At 63.3% G+C, this 19,981-nt stretch carries 19 protein-coding genes; 11 read left to right on the forward strand and 8 right to left on the reverse strand.

Going from position 1 to position 19,981, the window contains the following annotated elements; genetic code table 11:
- The first annotated feature begins 13 nt into the window (after positions 1-13).
- Genes ccoO through ccoP form a run of 3 tightly spaced genes read left to right on the forward strand, consistent with a single transcriptional unit; the run spans position 14 to position 1,778 of the window.
- Positions 14-745, forward strand: a complete 732-nt coding sequence (gene ccoO, locus AB4Z53_RS17980) for a cytochrome-c oxidase, cbb3-type subunit II (RefSeq protein ID WP_441596870.1) — start codon at positions 14-16, stop codon at positions 743-745.
- A 12-nt stretch (positions 746-757) separates the two neighbouring features.
- Positions 758-910, forward strand: a complete 153-nt coding sequence (locus AB4Z53_RS17985) for a cbb3-type cytochrome c oxidase subunit 3 (RefSeq protein ID WP_113539347.1) — start codon at positions 758-760, stop codon at positions 908-910.
- 4 nt (positions 911-914) lie between these two features.
- The gene (gene ccoP / locus AB4Z53_RS17990; RefSeq protein WP_441596873.1) at positions 915-1,778 is read left to right on the forward strand and encodes a cytochrome-c oxidase, cbb3-type subunit III; all 864 of its coding nucleotides are present in this window, start codon (positions 915-917) and stop codon (positions 1,776-1,778) included.
- 320 nt (positions 1,779-2,098) lie between these two features.
- Here the strand turns inward: ccoP and AB4Z53_RS17995 are convergent, their stop codons facing one another.
- The 5 genes from AB4Z53_RS17995 to AB4Z53_RS18015 all read right to left on the reverse strand — a co-directional run bounded on the left by AB4Z53_RS17995 (position 2,099) and on the right by AB4Z53_RS18015 (position 6,516).
- Positions 2,099-2,995 carry a hypothetical protein gene (locus tag AB4Z53_RS17995; RefSeq protein WP_441596874.1) on the reverse strand — a complete coding sequence of 299 codons (897 nt, stop codon included), beginning with the start codon at positions 2,993-2,995 and terminating at the stop codon, positions 2,099-2,101.
- A 406-nt stretch (positions 2,996-3,401) separates the two neighbouring features.
- Complete coding sequence (locus AB4Z53_RS18000; protein ID WP_113539349.1) at positions 3,402-3,755, reverse strand: VOC family protein; 354 nt, start codon at positions 3,753-3,755, stop codon at positions 3,402-3,404.
- A gap of 1 nt (position 3,756) precedes the next feature.
- The gene (locus AB4Z53_RS18005; protein ID WP_441596877.1) at positions 3,757-4,167 is read right to left on the reverse strand and encodes an SRPBCC family protein; all 411 of its coding nucleotides are present in this window, start codon (positions 4,165-4,167) and stop codon (positions 3,757-3,759) included.
- Between the two features lie 64 nt (positions 4,168-4,231).
- Positions 4,232-5,062, reverse strand: a complete 831-nt coding sequence (locus tag AB4Z53_RS18010; RefSeq protein WP_441596879.1) for a helix-turn-helix domain-containing protein — start codon at positions 5,060-5,062, stop codon at positions 4,232-4,234.
- Positions 5,038-6,516: an alanine/glycine:cation symporter family protein gene (locus AB4Z53_RS18015; protein ID WP_441596881.1), complete on the reverse strand. Its 1,479-nt coding sequence runs from the start codon at positions 6,514-6,516 to the stop codon at positions 5,038-5,040. Before AB4Z53_RS18015 ends, AB4Z53_RS18010 begins: the two co-directional genes overlap by 25 nt.
- A gap of 230 nt (positions 6,517-6,746) precedes the next feature.
- On the opposite strand from AB4Z53_RS18015, the gene ccoG reads away from it, so the two are divergent.
- From ccoG to gndA, 5 genes are all read left to right on the forward strand, one after another.
- Positions 6,747-8,321, forward strand: a complete 1,575-nt coding sequence (ccoG, locus tag AB4Z53_RS18020; protein ID WP_441596883.1) for a cytochrome c oxidase accessory protein CcoG — start codon at positions 6,747-6,749, stop codon at positions 8,319-8,321.
- On the forward strand, positions 8,318-8,815 hold the full coding sequence (locus tag AB4Z53_RS18025) for a FixH family protein (RefSeq protein WP_113539354.1): 498 nt from the start codon (positions 8,318-8,320) through the stop codon (positions 8,813-8,815). The genes ccoG and AB4Z53_RS18025 overlap by 4 nt, the downstream gene beginning before the upstream one ends.
- Positions 8,812-11,100, forward strand: coding sequence for a cation-translocating P-type ATPase (locus AB4Z53_RS18030; RefSeq protein WP_441596884.1), 2,289 nt, complete (start codon positions 8,812-8,814; stop codon positions 11,098-11,100). The genes AB4Z53_RS18025 and AB4Z53_RS18030 overlap by 4 nt, the downstream gene beginning before the upstream one ends.
- Positions 11,097-11,255, forward strand: a complete 159-nt coding sequence (gene ccoS / locus AB4Z53_RS18035) for a cbb3-type cytochrome oxidase assembly protein CcoS (RefSeq protein WP_043615060.1) — start codon at positions 11,097-11,099, stop codon at positions 11,253-11,255. The genes AB4Z53_RS18030 and ccoS overlap by 4 nt, the downstream gene beginning before the upstream one ends.
- A gap of 179 nt (positions 11,256-11,434) precedes the next feature.
- Positions 11,435-12,865: an NADP-dependent phosphogluconate dehydrogenase gene (gene gndA, locus AB4Z53_RS18040; RefSeq protein WP_441596886.1), complete on the forward strand. Its 1,431-nt coding sequence runs from the start codon at positions 11,435-11,437 to the stop codon at positions 12,863-12,865.
- A 76-nt stretch (positions 12,866-12,941) separates the two neighbouring features.
- On the opposite strand, the gene AB4Z53_RS18045 is transcribed toward gndA, so the two are convergent.
- The 3 genes from AB4Z53_RS18045 to AB4Z53_RS18055 form a co-directional block, all read right to left on the reverse strand.
- Complete coding sequence (locus tag AB4Z53_RS18045) at positions 12,942-13,130, reverse strand: hypothetical protein (RefSeq protein WP_441596888.1); 189 nt, start codon at positions 13,128-13,130, stop codon at positions 12,942-12,944.
- 259 nt (positions 13,131-13,389) lie between these two features.
- Positions 13,390-15,012, reverse strand: coding sequence for an ABC-F family ATP-binding cassette domain-containing protein (locus AB4Z53_RS18050; protein ID WP_441596890.1), 1,623 nt, complete (start codon positions 15,010-15,012; stop codon positions 13,390-13,392).
- A 112-nt stretch (positions 15,013-15,124) separates the two neighbouring features.
- Positions 15,125-16,180, reverse strand: a complete 1,056-nt coding sequence (locus tag AB4Z53_RS18055) for a LacI family transcriptional regulator (RefSeq protein ID WP_441596892.1) — start codon at positions 16,178-16,180, stop codon at positions 15,125-15,127.
- Positions 16,181-16,701: 521 nt separating this feature from the next.
- On the opposite strand from AB4Z53_RS18055, the gene AB4Z53_RS18060 reads away from it, so the two are divergent.
- The 3 genes from AB4Z53_RS18060 to AB4Z53_RS18070 all read left to right on the forward strand — a co-directional run bounded on the left by AB4Z53_RS18060 (position 16,702) and on the right by AB4Z53_RS18070 (position 19,981).
- Positions 16,702-17,937, forward strand: a complete 1,236-nt coding sequence (locus tag AB4Z53_RS18060) for an ABC transporter substrate-binding protein (protein WP_113539361.1) — start codon at positions 16,702-16,704, stop codon at positions 17,935-17,937.
- A gap of 192 nt (positions 17,938-18,129) precedes the next feature.
- Positions 18,130-19,038, forward strand: a complete 909-nt coding sequence (locus tag AB4Z53_RS18065; RefSeq protein ID WP_291149851.1) for a carbohydrate ABC transporter permease — start codon at positions 18,130-18,132, stop codon at positions 19,036-19,038.
- A gap of 115 nt (positions 19,039-19,153) precedes the next feature.
- Positions 19,154-19,981 carry a carbohydrate ABC transporter permease gene (locus AB4Z53_RS18070; protein WP_365886783.1) on the forward strand — a complete coding sequence of 276 codons (828 nt, stop codon included), beginning with the start codon at positions 19,154-19,156 and terminating at the stop codon, positions 19,979-19,981.

The raw sequence follows: 19,981 nt of genomic DNA on the forward strand, positions 1-19,981 counted from the left end.
GAGGGCCCAGACCATGTCCATTCTCGACAAACACGCGACCCTTGAACGCAACGCAACCCTGCTGCTCGTCGGCTCGCTGCTCGTCGTCTCCATCGGCGGCATCGTGGAAATCGCGCCGCTTTTCTACCTCGAAAACACCATCGAGAAGGTGGAAGGCATGCGGCCCTATTCGCCGCTGGAACTCGCCGGGCGCGACATCTATGTCCGTGAGGGCTGCTATGTCTGTCACAGCCAGATGATCCGCCCGTTCCGCGACGAAGTGGAGCGCTACGGCCATTACTCGCTGGCGGCGGAATCCATGTACGACCATCCGTTCCAGTGGGGTTCCAAGCGCACCGGGCCGGATCTCGCCCGCGTCGGCGACCGCTACTCCAACGAGTGGCACGTGCAGCACATGACCGAGCCGCGCTCGGTGGTGCCGGAATCGGTCATGCCGAGCTACGCCTTCCTCAAGGAGACGACGCTCGACGTGAAGAACATCGCCATGAACCTGAAGGCCAACAAGGCGGTCGGCGTTCCCTATACGGACGAGATGATCGACAACGCACTGGCCGACATCAAGGCGCAGGCCGATCCGAACGCCGACACCTCGGGCCTCGAGGCGCGCTATCCGAAGGCCAAGCTCGGCGACTTCGACGGTAATCCGCAGAAGCTGACGGAGATGGATGCGCTCATCGCCTATCTGCAGATGCTCGGCACGCTGGTCGACTTCTCCACTTACGACGACACGACCGGATACCGCTAAGGAGAAACGCACATGGAAACCTACACGGCCATGCGCCAGTTCGCCGATAGCTGGGCGCTGCTTGGCATGACGCTCTTTTTCCTCGGCGTCGTCGCCTTCATCTTTCGGCCCGGCGCCAAGAAGGCCGCCGACCAGGCCGCAGCCATCCCTCTGAAGGAGGATTAAAATAATGGCGGACAAACACGTCGACGAAATCAGCGGCGTTGAGACCACCGGCCACGAATGGGACGGTATCCGCGAACTCAACAACCCGATGCCGCGCTGGTGGGTCTATACCTTCTACGCGACCATCGTCTGGGCGGTCGGCTACATGATCGTCTATCCGGCGGTACCGCTCCTGACCGACGCAACCAAGGGCGTGCTCGGCTATTCGAGCCGTGCCGAGGTGAGCGCCGAGCTTGCCAGCGCCAAGGCCGCGCAGGCCGGCAACCTCGAGAAGATCGCATCGAGCACGATCGAGCAGATCATTGCCGATCCGCAGCTGCAGCAGTTTGCCGTCTCCGGCGGCGCCTCGGCCTTCAAGGTCAACTGCGCCCAGTGCCATGGCTCGGGTGCGGCCGGTTCCGCCGGTTTCCCGAACCTGAACGACGACGACTGGCTCTGGGGCGGCAAGCCCGAGGAGATCTACCAGACGATCGCCCATGGCATCCGCTACAACGGCGATGGCGAGACCCGCGTGTCGGAAATGCCGTCCTTCGCCGAAATCCTGCAGCCGCAAGAGATCAAGCAGACCGCCGCCTATGTCGTCAGCCTCACGGGCACGCCGTCCGATGCGTCGATGGTCGAGCCGGGCAAGGCGCTGTTTGAAGCCAACTGCGCCTCCTGCCATGGCCCCGATGCCAAGGGTAACCGCGAGTTCGGTGCACCTGATCTCGCCGACGCGCTGTGGCTGAACGGCTCGGGCGAACAGGCGATCATCGCCCAGATGAAGACGCCAAAGCACGGCGTGATGCCGGCCTGGCTGCCGCGCCTCGGCGACACCACGGTCAAGCAGCTTGCCGTGTTCGTGCATTCGCTGGGTGGCGGCGAGTAACGGGCTGGCTTCGGTCGGCGACCGCCCCTCATCCGGCTGCCGCCACCTTCTCCCCGTCACGACGGGGAGAAGGAGACAAGTGGCACCGGCTAACCCATCTCGAACGTTTCGCCGAGCAGGAACACAGCCGCGGGACCACAGAACGCTGCGGATCGGGACCGCCTCGGTTTGGGAACGCTGGTTTGGGACCAGAGGGTGCGCCCAGCGTCTCTCTCCCCGCCCGCGGGGAGAGATGTCCGGCAGGACAGTGAGGGCAGCGCAGAGCGCAGCCGCACCAATCTACCCATTCGGGAAAAGGCCGCGTCAGGACGCGGCCTTTCTCATTCCAGGGCGGCAGCGATGGTGGCGCCGACCACGACGCTCGATAGCGCGGTGCCGAGAAGCAGCGGGGCGTTGACCGGCTTCTTCACCACCGTGCCGAAATTGAAGAGGTTCATCGGCAAGAGGTGGAAGCCGCCACCTTCCGGCTTGCTGGATGGCGCTTCCATGAAGCATTCGTCGTCGAACCAGATCCAGTCGTCGCGCCAGGTCCAGCAGCCGTGCTGGCGATAGATATTGGCAACCTGCTCGGCAAAGCCCTTGTCGGCGGGCAGGCGGACATAGCCGGTCGGCTTGCGGCTGAAATATTGCATGGCGAGCGGCATGGAGCGCTCGGTGCAATAGTTGGACATCCAGAGCTTGAATCCGATCTCGCCGCGCAGGCGGTCGAGCACGCGGAAGACCTGGACGTGATCCTCATGGCCGTATTCGCCCCAGGGATTGTGGGTGAAGACGTTCATCTCGGGCTTCAGGAGCGGGTAAAGCGTGCGGTAGAGCGTTTCGTAGTTGTCGCGATAGGCCTGCGCAATCGGTCTCGTCGAGTGGCGGAAGCTGCCGGGCATGATCTGCGACAGCGACTTCTTGACGATGCGTTTGGCCTCGCGCCGCGTTCCTTCTGTGCCGAATTCCATGCCGAAGGGGCCGGGCTTCGGATTGGTCCAGTCGGCGCAGTCGAAGGAGCCGGTTTCTTCCATTTCCAGGAAGCGCACATTGCCGCGCGGATAGGCCTTGATCGCGGCAGCGCGCGCATCGCCCATCTGCGGTTCCGACCAGATGTCGCGGTAAAGGATGATCACTTCGTCGACTTTGTTGAGGATCGAGGTGAACCACAGCAGCTCGTCGTCGGGATGGGCGCCGATGATGACGGAATTTTTCAGAAAGTTATGCGTGTCGGCCATGCTCTTGCGCGCCCTCGTGTTCTTTGTGCGCAATTCTGGCGTGTAGAGATTAAGCCGGCGTAAAGCGGGAGTGTGCGTCCACAGGATACGGGTGGCGGCGACGCAGTCGCAGACGTATCGGTTGATTGCCGATTACGCAGCGAGGCACGCAGCGCGAACGGCACGCGCTGCCGTCTCTCCAACCTCCCTCATTTCTGTGCTTGTCACAGAAATCCAGCCGCGCCGCGTCGGCGGCGCGAGAAAAGCGGCCCGCATGTTTTGGCTCAGCGCCTCTTGCCGTGCGGACGCACGGCCGCTGGATCTCTGTGACAAGCACAGAGATGAGGGTGGGGAGGAGGCGGCCACTGCGCCCGTGTGGCGAGGCTGCTGCCATCGTCCCCGCTCTACCTCCCTGAGTGTCTCAGCCTTACTGCGCCGACCAGACCGCCAGCTCGTACCCATCCGGGTCGGCGAAGTGGAAGCGCCTTCCGCCGGGGAAGGAAAAGATCGGCTTGACGATCTTGCCGCCCGCCTTTTCAACGCGGGCGAACATGTCCTCGAGCTTGTCGGCATAGAGGATGATGAGCGGTCCACCGCTGCCGACGGGACCCGTTGTGGTAAAGCCGCCGGTCAGCCGGCCGTCCTGGAACTCGCAATATTCCGGGCCGTAGTCGGTGAAGGTCCAGCCGAAAGCGCTGCCGTAGAAGGCTTTGCTGGCGGCGATGTCGGAGACGTTGAACTCGACATAGTCGATACGGCTGTCGTTGCCCTTGTTACCCATTTTATCTGTCTTCTCCGGATTCCATGATCGATTTCAAAGTGGCGAGATCTCCAGTCACCCAGGCGGCATCGCCTGCAAACTGTTCCGCGCTCATGCCCGGCTGCCGCAGAAGCGTGAACATCACCTCCGCGCCATCGCCGTTCGGCACGACCCGCAGGGCATTGTTGACCTTGGTGCCATCTTCGAGCGTCACCAGATGGTCGACGACGCCGAAGTCGTTGGCGGGAGCGAAGCGCACGCGGGCGTTTCCGAGCGGTCCGGGCGCCAGCCAATGGTCGCCCTCGCGCGCCAGGCCCGACGACAGGCCGGACGCCCAGCGCGGCATGTTTTCGGGCTTTGCCATGAAGGCATAGACCTCGCGCCAGTCGCGGTTGATTGTGGTGTGAACGATTTTTGCTTCGAGTGTTGCCATGCCTGGTTCTCCTTTGAGAAGACGTAGCATGGGTGGCCTCACCGGTCTTGAACGAAACGGCCAGTCAGGCCGCATGCCGGTCGACGGAGAGCTGACGGCGGATTTCCGCCGGGGACAGCGAGGTCAGCTGCCTGGCCTCGCGCGAAAGATGCGCCTGGTCGGCATAGCCGGCATCGAGCGCTAGCAGGCTGAGCGTTGCCGACGGTTCCCTCTGGCATGCGCCTAGGAAGCGCTGCAGCCGCAGGATGCGATCGAGCGTCTTGGCGCCATAGCCGAAATGCTCGTGGCAGCGCCGGCGCAGCGTCCGTTCGCTGGTGCCGGTGGCCGTAGCCAGTGCGCGGATGGGGTTGTCAGGCGAATCAGGGCTCTGCCGGAGATAGGCGAGGGTGACCGCGACATCACCTGGCGGCGGAGAGACGGCCGGCAGGCGCCGCAGCACCGCATCCGCCAGGATGTCCGCGCGGCGGGTCGTATCCGGTGCGTCCTGAAGCCGTGCGTCGAGTTCACGCCCTTCCTTGCCCCAGAACACGTCTAGCGGGACGATTTGACCGGTGATTTCCGAAAGGGATGTGCGCAGGAACGACGCAGCGACACCTGGGCGGAAACGCAGGCCGACGATGTTGGCGCCGCTGGCGATGACCGGCAAGGCTGCCACCCGATCGGGGCCGGCGATGACGAGGCCTCGATCGGACCAGAGGATATCGACGCAGCCGTCTGGCACCACCGCCATCGGTGCTGGCGGCGCGTCCGGCATCCGGTGGCTCCAGAGGCATTCGACATGGCCGCCAAGCGCGCCTGGTGCGGCGCGCTCGCGATAGATGCCGCGCTGTTTGGCCAGTGTCGGCTTTGCCAGTGTCGGCCGTGTACGTGTCAGGGGCTCGAAGGCGCCGTCCATGTCTTGTTCTCCACGCCCCCGGTAGCGCCGGTCGTCCCTTCGCGCGACCAGATCTCACCGTCAATCTGTCCCTGCAGCTCCGGATAGTCGGCCGCATGGAACACCGGATCAAGACCTTGCCGACGCTGGGCAAAATAATCCTTCGTCAGTTTGGCAATGGTACCGGACAGAAGAACGATGGCAATGAGGTTGATCGTCGCCATCAGGCCCATGGAGGCATCGGCGGCGTCGAAGACCGTGGTGATGCTCTCGGAGGCGCCCCAGACCACCATGACGAGCACGGCGCAGCGCATGATCAGGACGCCCAGACGGTTGGCGCCCCCGAGATAGGTGAGCGCATTCTCCGCATAGGAATAGTTGCCGATGATCGAGGTGAAGGCGAAGAAGAAGATTGCGATCGCGATGAAGTAGCTGCCGGCCCAGCCGATATGCACGTTCATCGCCGCTTGCGTCAGCTGCGTGCCCGTGACGCCAGAGCCCGGCTCCAATGTGCCCGACAGCAGGATCATGACCGAGGTTGCGGTGCAGATCAGGATCGTATCGATGAAGACGCCGAGCGACTGGACGAAACCTTGCGACGCCGGGTGATGCGGCACGGGCGTTGCGACGGCGGCGATGTTCGGGGCCGAGCCCATGCCGGCCTCGTTGGAAAAGAGACCGCGCTTGACGCCGTTCATCATGGCTGCGGTCACACCGCCGGCAACACCGCCGGCCGCTTCCTGCAGGCCGAAGGCGCTGGAGATGATGGTCCACAGGACGCTCGGGACGATCGAGGCGTTGGCGATCAGCACATAGATCGCCGTCAGGAGATAGGCGATCGCCATGAAGGGCACGACGATTTCGGCGACGCGGGCGATCTGACGAATGCCGCCGAAGATGACGATGCCGGAGATGGTCGCAACCGCGATGCCAACGGCGATCTTCGGCACGCCGAAGGCGCCCTGGACGGCATCGGCGATGGAATTGGCCTGCACGGCGTTGAAGACGAGGCCGAAGGAGAGAATCAGGCAGACGGAGAAGATCGTCGCCGCCCAGGGCGCATTGAGGCCGCGGGCGATGTAGAAGGCAGGACCGCCACGATATTGGCCGCTCTCGTTGCGCACCTTGTAGAGCTGCGCCAGTGCGCTTTCGGCATAGGCCGTCGCCATGCCGACCAGCGCCACCATCCACATCCAGAAGGTGGCACCCGGTCCGCCGAGATAGAGGGCCACGGCAACGCCGGCGAGGTTGCCGGTGCCGACGCGTGAGGCGAGGCTGACGGTCAGCGCCTGGAACGGGCTGATGCCGGCCGCATCCTTCGAGCCGCCGCTGCTCAGGACCCGGAACATCTCGCCGAAATGCACGATCTGCGGAAAACCGAGGCGCAGGGTGAAATAGATACCGACGGCGAGCAGGCCGTAGATCAGCACATAGCCCCAAAAGATCGTGTTCAGAAAGCCGATGATCGTGTCCATGCGGTTCCTCATTGGTATTGCAAGGTATGATGATGTGGCGAACCGCGATGCGGATCGAATGGGAAAGGCAGTGCACTTCTTTTGAAGCCTGGGCACTTCCATGGGAAGGCCCGGACCTTTCGCCGCATGCTGGCGCTTTAGCCCTCAAACTTGACACAGATCAACGTTTTCGGCTGCCAAATCGGGCAAAAGGTGATGCAATACATGACATATCCGGGGATTTCCCACAAATGAGCCCTCATTCAGCCGCAAATCCTGCCTCTGTCGAACGCCACGAGGCCGAACCGGTCAATGCGGCGCATGTGCGCAAGCCGCTCTACGAAAAACGCAAGAAGATCTTCCCGAAGCGCGCCGAGGGCAGTTTCCGCCGGTTCAAGTGGCTGGTGATGCTGGTGACGCTCGGCATCTACTACCTGACGCCGTGGATCCGCTGGGATCGCGGCGCGCATGCGCCTGACCAGGCGGTGCTGGTCGATCTTGCCGCTCGTCGCTTCTATTTCTTCTTCATCGAAATCTGGCCGCAGGAATTCTTCTTCGTCGCCGGCCTTTTGGTGATGGCGGGCTTCGGCCTGTTCCTGGTGACATCGGCCGTCGGCCGCGCCTGGTGCGGCTACACCTGTCCGCAGACCGTATGGGTCGATCTCTTCCTGGTGGTCGAGCGCTATATCGAAGGTGACCGCAACGCCCGCATGAAGCTCGATGCCGGCCCCTGGACGTTCGACAAGGTCGTCAAGCGTGTGTCGAAGCATTCGATCTGGATCCTGATCGGCATTGCCACCGGCGGCGCCTGGATCTTCTACTTCGCCGACGCACCGACGCTGCTCAAGAGCTTCATCTCGCTTGAGGCGCCGACCGTCGCCTACATGACCGTCGGCATCCTGACGGCCACCACCTATGTCTTCGGCGGGCTGATGCGCGAGCAGGTCTGCACCTATATGTGCCCGTGGCCGCGCATCCAGGCGGCGATGCTCGACGAGAACTCGCTGGTCGTGACCTATAACGACTGGCGCGGCGAGCCGCGTTCGCGCCACCAGAAGAAGGCCGTTGCCGCCGGGGAAGCCGTCGGCGATTGCGTCGATTGCAACGCCTGCGTCGTCGTCTGTCCGATGGGTATCGACATCCGCGATGGCCAGCAGCTCGAATGCATCACCTGCGCGCTCTGCATCGACGCCTGCGACGGCGTCATGGACAAGCTCGGCCGCGAGCGCGGGCTGATCTCCTATGCGACGCTGAACGATTATGCCGCCAACATGGCGCTTGCCACCAATGGCGGCACGACCACGATCGACCCGAGCCGGGTGCGCGACGCGGACGGCGCTTTCGTCGACAAGGTTCGCCACTTCAACTGGAGGATCGTCTTCCGGCCGCGCGTGCTTCTCTATCTCGGCGTCTGGACGCTCGTCGGCATCGGGCTGCTCTATGCGCTTCTGTCGCGCGACCGGCTGGAACTCAACGTGCTGCACGACCGCAACCCGCAATTCGTCGTCGAATCCGATGGCTCGGTGCGCAACGGCTACTTGGTCAAGCTCTTGAACATGATCCCCGAACAACGCACCATCACGCTCGCAATCGACGGCATGCCCTCGGCGACCATGCGCATCGCCGGCCACGCGCCGGGCGACGGCCGCACGTTTGCAGTGGGCGTCGATCCGGACAAGGTAACGGCGGTCAAGGTTTTCGTGACGCTGCCGAAGGACAAGCTGACCGAAGCAGCTGACGGTTTCAGCCTCATTGTCGAGGATCCGTCGAGCCACGAGCGCGACGTCTACAAGGCCAACTTCAACAGCCCGGGAGCCGCAAAATGACCACCAAGCAGGCAAAAGCACCGCGGCCCTTCACCGGCTGGCACATGCTCGGCGTCATGGTGCTGTTCTTCGGCACGATCATCACCGTCAACCTGATCATGGCCTGGAATGCGAGCCATAGCTGGAGCGGACTGGTGGTGCAAAACACCTATGTCGCCAGCCAGCAGTTCAACGGCAAGGTGAAGGAGGCGAAGGCCTTTGCCGCCATTGGCCTCGACGGCAAGCTCAGCGTCGAGAACGAGGCGCTGCGCTACACGCTGACACGCCAGGGCAAGCCGGAGCTGACTGCCGACAAGGTGGTCGCGATCCTCAAGCGGCCAGTCGAGGAGCATGAGGATGTGACGGTCGAGATGGCGCATCAGGGCGAGGGCGTCTTCGTTGCCGCCGCGAACCTGAAGCGTGGTCAGTGGATTGCCGATATCACCGCGACCAGGGGCGATGCGGTCGTCTACCGCCAGGCGATCCGCTTCATGGTGCCGGGAGCCGGGCAATGAGCTGCTGTGCTCCAGGAACCGAAATGGCTCTGGAGATCGACAGGGCCGGGCAGGGGCTGCCGACAGCCGAAGAATTGTGGCTGACGAGCCGGTCGCTGGGCGGCGGCCTGCGCCAGACGGACCTCAGCGTCCCCGGGGTGCATTGCGGCGCCTGCATCACCACGCTGGAAGGCGCGCTGAAGGTGCTGCCGGAAGTCGACCGGGCACGCGTGAACCTTTCGTCGCGGCGGGTCTCGATCGTCTGGAAGGAAGAAGTCGATGGCGCCCGCACCGATCCGCGGGAACTCGCGCGGACCATTCGCTCGCGCGGTTACGAGACCCATCTCTTCGCGCCGGGCGAGGAAGACGGCGACCAGACGCTGAAGAAGCTGGTGCGTGCCGTTGCCGTCTCCGGCTTTGCCTCGGCCAACATCATGCTGCTTTCGGTCTCGGTCTGGTCGGGGGCGGAGGCTGCGACCCGTGACCTCTTCCACTGGATCTCGGCGCTGATTGCCGCGCCGACGCTGATCTATGCCGGGCGCTTCTTCTATGCGTCGGCCTGGAACGCGCTGAAGCACGGCCGCACCAACATGGACGTGCCGATTGCGCTTGCGATCACGCTTTCGTTCTCGATCTCGCTCTATGAGACGATCACCCACGGCACCCATGCCTGGTTCGACGGCACGGTGATGCTGCTCTTCTTCCTTTTGATCGGCCGCACGCTTGACCATATGATGCGCGGTCGCGCCCGTTCGGCGATCAGCAGCCTGGCGAGACTTTCGCCGCGCGGCGCCATGGTGCTCGATGCGGCTGGCGGGCGGGAATATCGCCCCGTCGACGAGATCAAGCCGGGCGAAAAGCTGGCGATATCAGCCGGCGAGCGCATTCCGGTCGACGGCCGTATTCTCACGGGCGCCAGCGACCTCGATCGCTCGATCGTCAATGGCGAGAGTGCGCCGGCGCCGGTCAACGTCGGCGACACCGTGGAAGCCGGCACGCTGAACCTCACCGGGCCGCTGACAATCGAGGCGACGGCCGCGGCGCGTGACTCGCTGCTGGCCGAGATCATGGGCCTGATGGAGGCCGCCGAAGGGGGCAGGGCGCGCTATCGCCGTATCGCTGACAGGGCGGCGCAATACTATTCGCCTGCGGTGCATCTGCTGGCGCTGTTGAGCTTCATCGGCTGGATGTTCGTCAATGGCGATTTTCACCATGCGATGCTGGTTGCGGTCGCTGTGCTGATCATCACCTGCCCCTGCGCGCTCGGGCTTGCGGTGCCCGTCGTGCAGGTCATCGCCGCTGGACGGCTCTTCCAGAACGGCGTCATGGTCAAGGACGGCTCTGCGATGGAGCGCCTTGCCGAGATCGACACGGTGCTGCTGGACAAGACGGGAACGCTGACGGTGGGCGAGCCGCGGCTCGTCAATGGCCAGGAGATCCAGCCCTCCGTGCTGGCAACGGCGGCAGGCCTTGCCGTGCACTCGCGTCATCCGCTGGCGATGGCCATTCATGATGCGGCGACCATCGCACCCGTCGTCAACGGCGAAATCCGCGAAATACCCGGTGCCGGCATCGAGGCGCATACCGAAGCCGGTGTCTACCGGCTCGGTAGCCGTGCTTTTGCATGCGGCGATGCCGGCGAGGCGACCGGTCAGTCTGAAGTGATCCTGTCGCTCGATGGCCGTGAACTTGGCTGCTTCCGCTTCGAGGACCGGCTGCGGCCCTTCGCTCGCGAAAGCATCGACGAACTCGGACGGCTGGGCCTGTCGACCGGCATCCTTTCCGGCGACCGTGCGCCTGTCGTGGCGGCGCTTGCCCGCCGGATCGGCATCGAACGCTTCAAGGCGGAACTGACGCCGCGCGGCAAAGTGGACGAATGCGCGGCTGCCGCTGAGGGCGGTCATCGCGTGCTGATGGTCGGCGACGGCATCAACGACGCTCCGGCGCTGCGTGCGGCCCATGTCTCGATGGCGCCGGCAACCGCTGCCGATGTCGGCCGGCAGGCGGCGGACTTCGTCTTCCTGCATCAGGGGCTCAATGCCGTGCCGATGGCGATCGATACGTCGAGGCGGGCCGGGCGGCTCATTCGCCAGAACTTCGCGCTGGCGATCGGCTACAACGTCGTCGCCGTGCCGATCGCGATCCTCGGCTATGCGACACCGCTGATCGCGGCGGTCGCCATGTCGACCTCGTCGGTGATCGTCGTTGCCAATGCCTTGCGCCTACGCGCGGCAACCGGCAATGTCGCCGAGCAGGCGGAGCGGCAGGCACCGGCCACGCTGCGGCCGGTCGGGAGTGCCTCATGAACACACTGATCTATCTCATTCCCATTGCGCTTTTTCTCGGCGGGATCGGCCTCGTTGCGTTCCTCTGGGCGCTGAAAAGCGGCCAGTACGAAGACCTCGAAGGGGCCTCCTGGCGGGTCCTCGACGATGGCGACGGCAAGCCTGAAAAGAAGTGATTTCGTCAGTAATCGCTTGTCCTTAATCGATTTGAATGCCAAAACAACCTCCGCCGTCGCTTCTCGCGCCCGGGCCTTCGACAGAGCCCCGCGCGAGAGGGCGCAGTTCAATTCGAAGGGCCGGCTCTGACGCGCTTATCCCGATCGCGCCCGGCACTTCTGTCCAAGGAGGCAATCACGTGTCACAGGCGGAAATCGGCCTAATCGGTCTCGGCGTCATGGGCTCGAACCTGGCACTCAACATCGCTGAAAAAGGCAACAAGATCGCGGTCTTCAACCGCACCGTCGAAGCGACGCACAAATTCTACGCGGAAGCCGGCGACCTCCAGGGCCAGATCGTGCCCTGCGACACCATTGAAGAATTCGTCGCCGCCATCCGCCCGCCGCGCCCGATCATCATCATGATCAAGGCCGGCGAGCCCGTTGACCAGCAGATGAAGATCCTCGAGCCATATCTCGCCAAGGGCGACATCATGATCGACGCCGGCAACGCCAACTTCCGCGACACGATGCGCCGCTTCGAGACGCTGAAGGATTCGGGCCTGACGTTCATCGGCATGGGCGTTTCCGGCGGTGAGGAGGGTGCGCGCCACGGCCCGTCGATCATGGTCGGCGGCAAGGAAGAATCCTGGAAGCGCGTCGAGACCGTTTTGACCTCGATTGCCGCCAAATACGACAACGTACCTTGCGTTGCCTGGCTCGGCGAAAACGGCGCCGGTCACTTCGTCAAGACCATCCACAACGGCATCGAATATGCCGACATGCAGATGATCGCCGAAATCTACGGCATCCTGCGCGACGGCCTGAAGATGTCGGCAACCGAGATCGGCGAAGTCTTCGGCACCTGGAACAAGGGTCGCCTCAACTCCTACCTGATCGAGATCACCGAGAAGGTGTTGAAGGCGGCCGATCCTTTGACCAGCAAGCCGATCGTCGACATGATCCTCGACAAGGCCGGCCAGAAGGGCACCGGCAAGTGGTCGGTGATCGAGGCGCAGAACATGGGCGTGCCGGCAACCGGCATCGAGGCGGCGGTTGCCGCGCGCAGCATCTCCTCGATGAAGGACGAGCGCGAAGCCGCCGAGAAGATCCTCGGCCTGCCCCAGGTCGGTGAATTCAAGGTCGCCGACAAGGCCGCCTTCATCAAGGATCTCGAAAGCGCGCTGCTTGCCGCCAAGATCGGCGCTTATGCGCAAGGCTTTGCGGTGATGTCGGCCGCCTCGAAGGAGTTCAACTGGAACCTGCCGATGCCGACGATCGCCAAGATCTGGCGCGCCGGCTGCATCATCCGCTCGCAGTTCCTGGACGAGATCACCACCGCGTTCACCAAGGCGCCTGACGCCGCCAACCTGATCGTCACGCCGGCCTTTGCCGCCATGGTCAAGGAAACCGACGGCGCGCTACGCCGTGTCGTCTCGGCCGCCGTTCTCGGCGGCCTGCCAGTCCCGGCGCTTGCCTCGGCGCTCGGCTATTTCGACAGCTACCGCCGCGGCCGCGGCACGGCCAACGTCATCCAGGCCCAGCGCGACTTCTTCGGCGCCCATGGCTTCGACCGCGTCGACGGCGCCGACAGCCACCACGGCCCATGGGGCAGCGGTCTTAACGGCTGAGTGCCTGACGTACAATTCAGCGCGGGGCGGCCTTGGCCGCCCCGTTTGCGTTTCGGACGCTATTGCGGTCAGGCCGTCAGCCAACCCCTGGGGCGGGCGTCGATATCTCCGCCGATCCCGAACCGTTCGAGGCGCCGGGGTTGGAACAGGACTTGATCGGCAGCACACTGAACAGGGAGGCGACCATCAAGGCAACGATGATCAGCACCAGCCTGTCGGTGAAGGCGGTCCGGAAAATTTGCAGCACATAGTGCTTGGTTCTCATAGTGCCCACACGCTTTCATCGTTACCAGCAAACGATGGCGGCCGCGCACCGCTGCAGAGCCGCGCGTGCCAGGACGCGCGGGAGATCGCTGCAGCACATTGATATGCCGCATGTCTTGTTCTTGAATCGATGAGACCGAAGGAGACATGCGGCAGCGATACGCTTGCCTGCGTCAATGGGATAACCGCTGAGAGCGGTGATGGTTCCGAGAAGAACGCGCGCCGGGTTCGCGAACGCGGCGCGCGGGGCTGGCTGGGCCTTAGCTTCTGAGACCCGGCGCTTCCTGGCCGGTGCGGGCGACATATTCCGTATAGCCGCCGCCATACTGGTGGATGCCTTCAGGCGTCAGTTCCAGCACGCGGTTGGAAAGGGCTGCGAGGAAGTGGCGGTCGTGCGAAACGAAGAGCATCGTGCCTTCGTAGTCCGCGAGCGCCTTGATCAGCATTTCCTTGGTGTCGAGGTCCAGGTGGTTGGTCGGCTCGTCGAGCACCAAGAGGTTCGGCGGGTCGAAGAGCATGATCGCCATGACAAGGCGCGCCTTCTCGCCGCCGGAAAGCACCCGGCACTTCTTCTCGACATCGTCGCCGGAAAAGCCGAAGCAGCCGGCGAGCGCTCTCAGCGGTGCCTGGCCGGCCTGCGGGAAAGTGTCTTCGAGCTGCTGCAGCACCGTGCGGTCACCGTCAAGCACGTCCATCGCGTGCTGGGCGAAGTAGCCCATCTTGACGTTCGCGCCGAGCGCGACGTTGCCTTCGTCCGGCTCGGTCGATCCGGCGACGAGCTTCAGAAGTGTCGACTTGCCGGCGCCGTTGATGCCCATGATGCACCAGCGCTCGCGGCGGCGGACCATGAAATCGAGCCCTTCATAGATGCTGCGGCTGCCGTATTTCTTGTGCACGCCCTTGATGTTGATGACGTCTTCGCCGGAGCGCGGCGCCGGGCGGAATTCGAAGGCGACCGTCTGGCGGCGCTTCGGCGGCTCGACTCGGTCGATCTTTTCGAGCTTCTTCACCCGGCTCTGCACCTGGGAGGCGTGCGAGGCGCGGGCCTTGAAGCGCTCGATGAACTTGATCTCCTTGGCGAGCATCGCCTGCTGGCGCTCGAACTGCGCCTGCTGCTGCTTCTCGTTCTGGGCGCGCTGCTGCTCGTAAAAGCCATAGTCGCCGGAATAGGCGTTGAGCTGGCCGGCGTCGATCTCGATGATCTTGGTGATGATGCGGTTCATGAACTCGCGGTCGTGCGAGGTCATCATCAGCGCACCGTCATAGTTCTTGAGGAAGTCTTCGAGCCAGATCAGGCTTTCGAGATCGAGATGGTTGCTCGGCTCGTCGAGCAGCATCACGTCGGGGCGCATGAGGAGAATGCGGGCGAGCGCCACGCGCATCTTCCAGCCGCCCGAGAGCTTGCCGACGTCGCCGTCCATCATCTCCTGGGAGAAGCTCAGGCCCGCCAGCACCTCGCGGGCGCGGCCCTCGAGCGCGTAGCCGTCGAGCTCCTCATAGCGCGCCTGCACCTCGCCGTAGCGCTCGATGATCGCGTCCATTTCATCAAGGCGATCGGGATCGACCATGGCGGCTTCGAGCTCGCGCAGCTCGGCGGCAACTTCGCTGACCGGTCCGGCGCCGTTCATCACTTCCGAAACCGCGCTGTTGCCGGACATCTCGCCGACGTCCTGGTTGAAGTAGCCGATCGTGACGCCCTTATCGACGGCGACCTGGCCTTCGTCCGGGATTTCCTCGCCGGTGATCATGCGGAAGAGCGAGGACTTGCCGGCGCCATTGGGGCCCACGAGGCCGACCTTTTCGCCGCGGTTCAGAGCGGCGGAGGCTTCGATGAAAAGGATGCGGTGGCTGAGCTGCTTGCTGATGTTTTCGATGCGGATCATGTCTGCGGTAGCCTGAAGGGAGGAGTGGGGCGCCGTTGCGCCCATACATTGCCCCGGCCTGTCGCAGGTTTCTGCGTCACAAGCAAGACTTCGCCGCTGTTTTCAGCCGTTCCTAGGCCCGCAGACCGCGCGTGATCGGCGGCTGGAACTCCGGCTGGCTGAGGCTCTGCAGCGTTTCCGGCGGCTGGCCGTCGATGTGGCCGATGACGGCCTTCGCCAATTCGCGACCGGCAATTCGGATGTCCTCGTACATGGTCATGACCTCCGGCCGCAGCCAGCGCAAGAAGTCGCTCGGGGACTTCGAAACCATGTCGCAGTCTTCCGTGAGCTTCTTCTTGGCCATCTCAAGGCCGGCGATCAGCGCGATCGCGCCGGAGCCGCTGCCGGAGACGATGCCGTCAGGCGCATCCTCGGAGCGCATCAGCACCTCGAAGGCATCGCGGATCTCGACCAGCGAATGGTCGATGTTGGTCTGGTGGAAGCCGACAGCATCGGCCTGGAAGTCGCGCAAGCCCCGTTCGAAGCCGGCGCGCATGTGTGAATAGAAGGTGAGGTGCGGCGGCGGCTCCAGAAGCACCAGCCGCCGGCGGCCGCGGGCGACGAGCTTGCGCACCGCTTCATAGGCGAAGCGCTCGTTGTCGAAGTCGTGATAGGGATGAACGATGCCCATCTCGGTGCGGCCATGGGTGACGAAGGGCAGACCGCGCTCGGTCAGAAGCGCCACGCGCGGATCGTGCGGCTCGGTGCGCGAGATGATCACGCCGTCCGCGGCGCCGGTGTCGAGGATATAGCGGATCGGTGCCAGCGCGTCCTTGACGGCGCTATAGGGGGTGACCACCAGATGATAGGGCGTGCCTGCGAGGATCTCGGTGATGCCGACGACCATCGGGCTGGTGATGCCCATGATCTCCTCTTCCAGCGTCAATACGAGACTGATGACATTGGTCTTGCCGGTCCGGAGGCGCACGCCGGCGCGGTTCGGCTGATAGCCGATCTGCTTGGCGACGAGGCGCACACGCTCCTTGGTTTCGGCGCCGATGTCGGGCGCATCCTTCAGCGCCCGCGAAACGGTGGTGATCCCGAGCCCGGTCATGAAGGCGATCGTCTTCAGTGTCGGCCGGGCACCATCCGGCAGCGTCTGCGGCCTGTTCTTAGTCTTGCTGTCCATTGCCGTTACCCGCCCACTCTTTGCCCGCATGCCGCCGGTTTGCCCGCCCGGCAGCGACGCGCGTCGGTTCAGTCCTGTCCACTACCCGGGCCGCCGCGTCACTTCATCGCCTTATATACGAAAAGCGGCGAGCGGCTATCCCGCTTCAGTTGGATCGAATTGCTTCAAATCTGTAACGATACAGTAGCGATGTCGAGCGTTTTCGTTGCTGCACTGCGAAAGATGAAGCGGCCTGGTTGAATCGCCCTTTCGGGCAGATGTTTTTTGCGGTTGCGAGATGAAGATTTCCACATCGGAACCGGAGCTTCGATGAAAAACGATGATTATCAGCGGGATAGTTGCATCTTCTGCATGGCGAAACGGGGCGGAAGCGAGGTGCAAAGCGCTTTGGACATGCGATGTCATATGCACGCAATAGGTGTTTTCCAAGATTCTGTTTAAATCGATTGTGGTGGGTGTTGCGTCCTGTAATCGATTGCACTAAGTTTTTTACGGTAACGTTACAGTGAGGGAGGAGACTCATGAATTTACGTTCTTTCGCCATCGTGCTTTCGGCCGCCGTGGCCCTGCCGCTCAGCGCAGTCAGCGCTGCCGATCTTGAAGTGACCCATTGGTGGACGTCCGGCGGTGAAGCTGCCGCGGTTGCGGAGCTCGCCAAGGCCTTCGATGCGACGGGCAATCACTGGGTCGACGGTGCGATCGCCGGCTCCGGCGGCACCGCCCGCCCGATCATGATCAGTCGCATCACCGGTGGTGACCCGATGGGCGCCACGCAGTTCAACCATGGCCGCCAGGCAGAGGAGCTGGTTCAGGCTGGCCTGATGCGCGACCTGACCGATGTCGCGACCCGCGAGCACTGGAAGGACATCATCAAGCCGGCGAGCCTGCTCGATTCCTGCACGATCGACGGCAAGATCTATTGCGCCCCGGTCAACATCCACTCCTGGCAGTGGTTGTGGCTGTCGAACGCCGCCTTCAAGACGGCCGGCGTCGACGTGCCGAAGAACTGGGATGAGTTCGTGGCGGCAGCGCCCGCGCTCGAAAAAGCCGGCATCGTGCCGCTCGCCGTCGGTGGTCAGCCGTGGCAGGCAGCCGGCGCCTTCGACGTGTTGATGGTGGCGATCGCCGGCAAGGATACGTTCCAGAAGGTCTTCGGCGACAAGGACGAGGAAGTGGCCGCAGGCCCCGAGATCGCCAAGGTCTTCAAGGCTGCCGATGACGCACGCCGCATGTCGAAGGGCACCAATGTCCAGGACTGGAACCAGGCGACCAACATGGTCATCACCGGCAAGGCGGGTGGCCAGATCATGGGCGACTGGGCACAGGGTGAGTTCGCGCTTGCCGGCCAGAAGGCTGGAACCGACTATACCTGCTTGCCCGGCCTCGGCGTCAACGAGATCATCTCGACCGGTGGCGACGCCTTCTACTTCCCGCTTCTGAAGGACGAGGAAAAGTCGAAGGCGCAGGAAGCGCTTGCTTCGACGCTGCTCGATCCGAAGACGCAGGTGGCCTTCAATCTCAAGAAGGGCTCGCTGCCGGTACGCGGCGACGTCGATCTGGCTGCTGCCAACGACTGCATGAAGAAGGGCCTGGACATCCTTGCCAAGGGCAATGTGATCCAGGGCACCGACCAGCTGCTTTCGGCCGACAGCCAGAAGCAGAAGGAGGACCTGTTCTCCGAATTCTTCGCCAACCCGTCGATCACGCCGGAAGACGCGCAGAAGCGCTTCGCCGACATCATCGCCGCGGCGGAGTAACCGCAACTGCCTTGACCGGCCTCGCTTCAAGGGGCCGGTCAAAGCCTCCCATCCGGCACGGCATGACCCTGCCGGCAGTCCGCGCGTGATCGCGTTCGCGGACCCCTTGGGAGTGGTTGTCGCCCTGATGAGGCAAGGCGCAATTGGCGCTGCCCATCGTCCGAAACCCATTGCAGTTCCGGAGGAACAAAAATGGCAGGCTACACTGAGGGTTCGGGCCGACCGAACCAGTGGCTGCGGAACCTGAACGCGAAGATTGCCTCCGTCCCCATGATCCTGACGGCCGTGGTGATCTTCCTCGGCGGTACGATCTGGACGGTCGTCTATTCCTTCACCAATTCCAAGCTCTTGCCGCGGCTATCCTTCGTCGGTCTCGACCAGTATGAACGCCTGTGGGCAGCACCACGCTGGCTGGTCTCGGTGCAGAATCTGGCGATCTATGGTCTCTTCTCGCTGATTTTCAGCCTCGTCATCGGCTTCGTGCTGGCGGCGCTGATGGACCAGAAGATCCGCTTCGAGAACACCTTCCGCACCATCATGCTCTATCCCTTCGCTCTGTCCTTCATCGTGACGGGGCTGGTCTGGCAATGGCTGCTCAATCCGGAATTCGGCATCCAGTCGGTCGTGCGATCGCTCGGCTGGGAAAGCTTCACTTTCGACCCGCTCTATAATTCCGAGATCGTCATCTACGGCATCCTGATCGCTGCCCTATGGCAGGGCACCGGGCTTGTCATGTGCCTGATGCTGGCCGGCTTGCGCGGCATCGACGAGGATATCTGGAAGGCGGCGCGCGTCGATGGCATCCCGATGTGGAAGACCTACATCTTCGTCGTCATCCCGATGATGCGCGGCGTCTTCATCACCACGCTGGTCATCATCGCGAGCGGCATCGTCAAGGTCTACGATCTGGTGGTGGCGCAGACGAGCGGCGGCCCGGGCATCGCGTCGGAAGTGCCGGCAAAATACGTCTACGACTACATGTTCCAGGCGCAGAACCTCGGCCAGGGCTTCGCCGCCTCGACCATGATGCTCATCACCGTCGCCATCATCATCGTGCCTTGGGCCTATCTGGAATTCGGGGGAGGGCGCAAGCGTGTCTGATATCGTTGCTTTCAATTCAGTGACTGACGAGACGGCACTGCAGGCGCGGACAAACCGGGTCGTCGCCGGTCCCCGCGGTGCCAAGCCCCGCCGGGCGCTTTCGGGCCGCAACATCATGATCTACGGCACGCTTGTTGTCGTGGCGCTCTACTACCTGCTGCCGCTCTATGTGATGGTCATGACCTCGCTGAAGGGCATGCCGGAAATCCGGCTCGGCAACATTTTTGCGCCGCCGGTCGAAATCACCTTCGAGCCCTGGGTCAAGGCCTGGGCGAGCGCCTGCACGGGGCTCAACTGCGACGGGCTTTCGCGCGGCTTCTGGAACTCGGTGCGCATCACCGTGCCCTCGACGATCGTCTCGATCGCGATCGCCTCGGTCAACGGCTATGCCCTTGCCAACTGGCGCTTCAAGGGTGCGGAACTGTTCTTCACGATCCTGATCGTCGGCGCCTTCATTCCCTATCAGGTGATGATCTATCCGATCGTCATTGTGCTCCGGGAACTGGGCATCTACGGAACGCTGACCGGTCTCATCATCGTGCACACCATCTTCGGCATGCCGATCCTGACGCTGCTCTTCCGCAACTATTTCGCCGGCCTTCCGGAGGAATTGTTCAAGGCGGCGCGCGTCGATGGCGCCGGTTTCTGGACGATCTACTTCAAGATCATGCTGCCGATGTCGCTGCCGATCTTCGTCGTGGCGATGATCCTGCAGGTCACCGGCATCTGGAACGACTTCCTGTTCGGCGTCGTGTTCACCCGGCCGGAATATTACCCGATGACGGTCCAGCTCAACAACATCGTCAATTCGGTCCAGGGCGTGAAGGAATACAACGTCAACATGGCGGCGACGATCCTGACCGGGGCGGTTCCGCTCTTCGTCTACTTCGTCTCCGGACGGCTTTTTGTCCGCGGTATCGCCGCCGGCGCAGTGAAAGGGTAA

This window comes from Ensifer sp. 2TAB8 (assembly GCF_052115125.1).
Classification (GTDB): domain Bacteria; phylum Pseudomonadota; class Alphaproteobacteria; order Rhizobiales; family Rhizobiaceae; genus Ensifer.

Coding starts and splice junctions, on each gene's coding strand:
- AB4Z53_RS18030 (WP_441596884.1), top strand. CDS start 8,812: ATGAGCTGCTGTGCTCCAGGAACCGAAATGGCTCTGGAGATCGACAGG.
- ccoP (WP_441596873.1), top strand. CDS start 915: ATGGCGGACAAACACGTCGACGAAATCAGCGGCGTTGAGACCACCGGC.
- AB4Z53_RS17985 (WP_113539347.1), top strand. CDS start 758: ATGGAAACCTACACGGCCATGCGCCAGTTCGCCGATAGCTGGGCGCTG.
- AB4Z53_RS18070 (WP_365886783.1), top strand. CDS start 19,154: ATGATCTACGGCACGCTTGTTGTCGTGGCGCTCTACTACCTGCTGCCG.
- AB4Z53_RS18000 (WP_113539349.1), bottom strand. CDS start 3,755: ATGGGTAACAAGGGCAACGACAGCCGTATCGACTATGTCGAGTTCAAC.
- AB4Z53_RS18010 (WP_441596879.1), bottom strand. CDS start 5,062: ATGGACGGCGCCTTCGAGCCCCTGACACGTACACGGCCGACACTGGCA.
- AB4Z53_RS18060 (WP_113539361.1), top strand. CDS start 16,702: ATGAATTTACGTTCTTTCGCCATCGTGCTTTCGGCCGCCGTGGCCCTG.
- AB4Z53_RS18015 (WP_441596881.1), bottom strand. CDS start 6,516: ATGGACACGATCATCGGCTTTCTGAACACGATCTTTTGGGGCTATGTG.
- AB4Z53_RS17995 (WP_441596874.1), bottom strand. CDS start 2,995: ATGGCCGACACGCATAACTTTCTGAAAAATTCCGTCATCATCGGCGCC.
- AB4Z53_RS18025 (WP_113539354.1), top strand. CDS start 8,318: ATGACCACCAAGCAGGCAAAAGCACCGCGGCCCTTCACCGGCTGGCAC.
- AB4Z53_RS18050 (WP_441596890.1), bottom strand. CDS start 15,012: ATGATCCGCATCGAAAACATCAGCAAGCAGCTCAGCCACCGCATCCTT.
- ccoS (WP_043615060.1), top strand. CDS start 11,097: ATGAACACACTGATCTATCTCATTCCCATTGCGCTTTTTCTCGGCGGG.
- ccoG (WP_441596883.1), top strand. CDS start 6,747: ATGAGCCCTCATTCAGCCGCAAATCCTGCCTCTGTCGAACGCCACGAG.
- AB4Z53_RS18065 (WP_291149851.1), top strand. CDS start 18,130: ATGGCAGGCTACACTGAGGGTTCGGGCCGACCGAACCAGTGGCTGCGG.
- AB4Z53_RS18005 (WP_441596877.1), bottom strand. CDS start 4,167: ATGGCAACACTCGAAGCAAAAATCGTTCACACCACAATCAACCGCGAC.
- AB4Z53_RS18045 (WP_441596888.1), bottom strand. CDS start 13,130: ATGAGAACCAAGCACTATGTGCTGCAAATTTTCCGGACCGCCTTCACC.
- AB4Z53_RS18055 (WP_441596892.1), bottom strand. CDS start 16,180: ATGGACAGCAAGACTAAGAACAGGCCGCAGACGCTGCCGGATGGTGCC.
- ccoO (WP_441596870.1), top strand. CDS start 14: ATGTCCATTCTCGACAAACACGCGACCCTTGAACGCAACGCAACCCTG.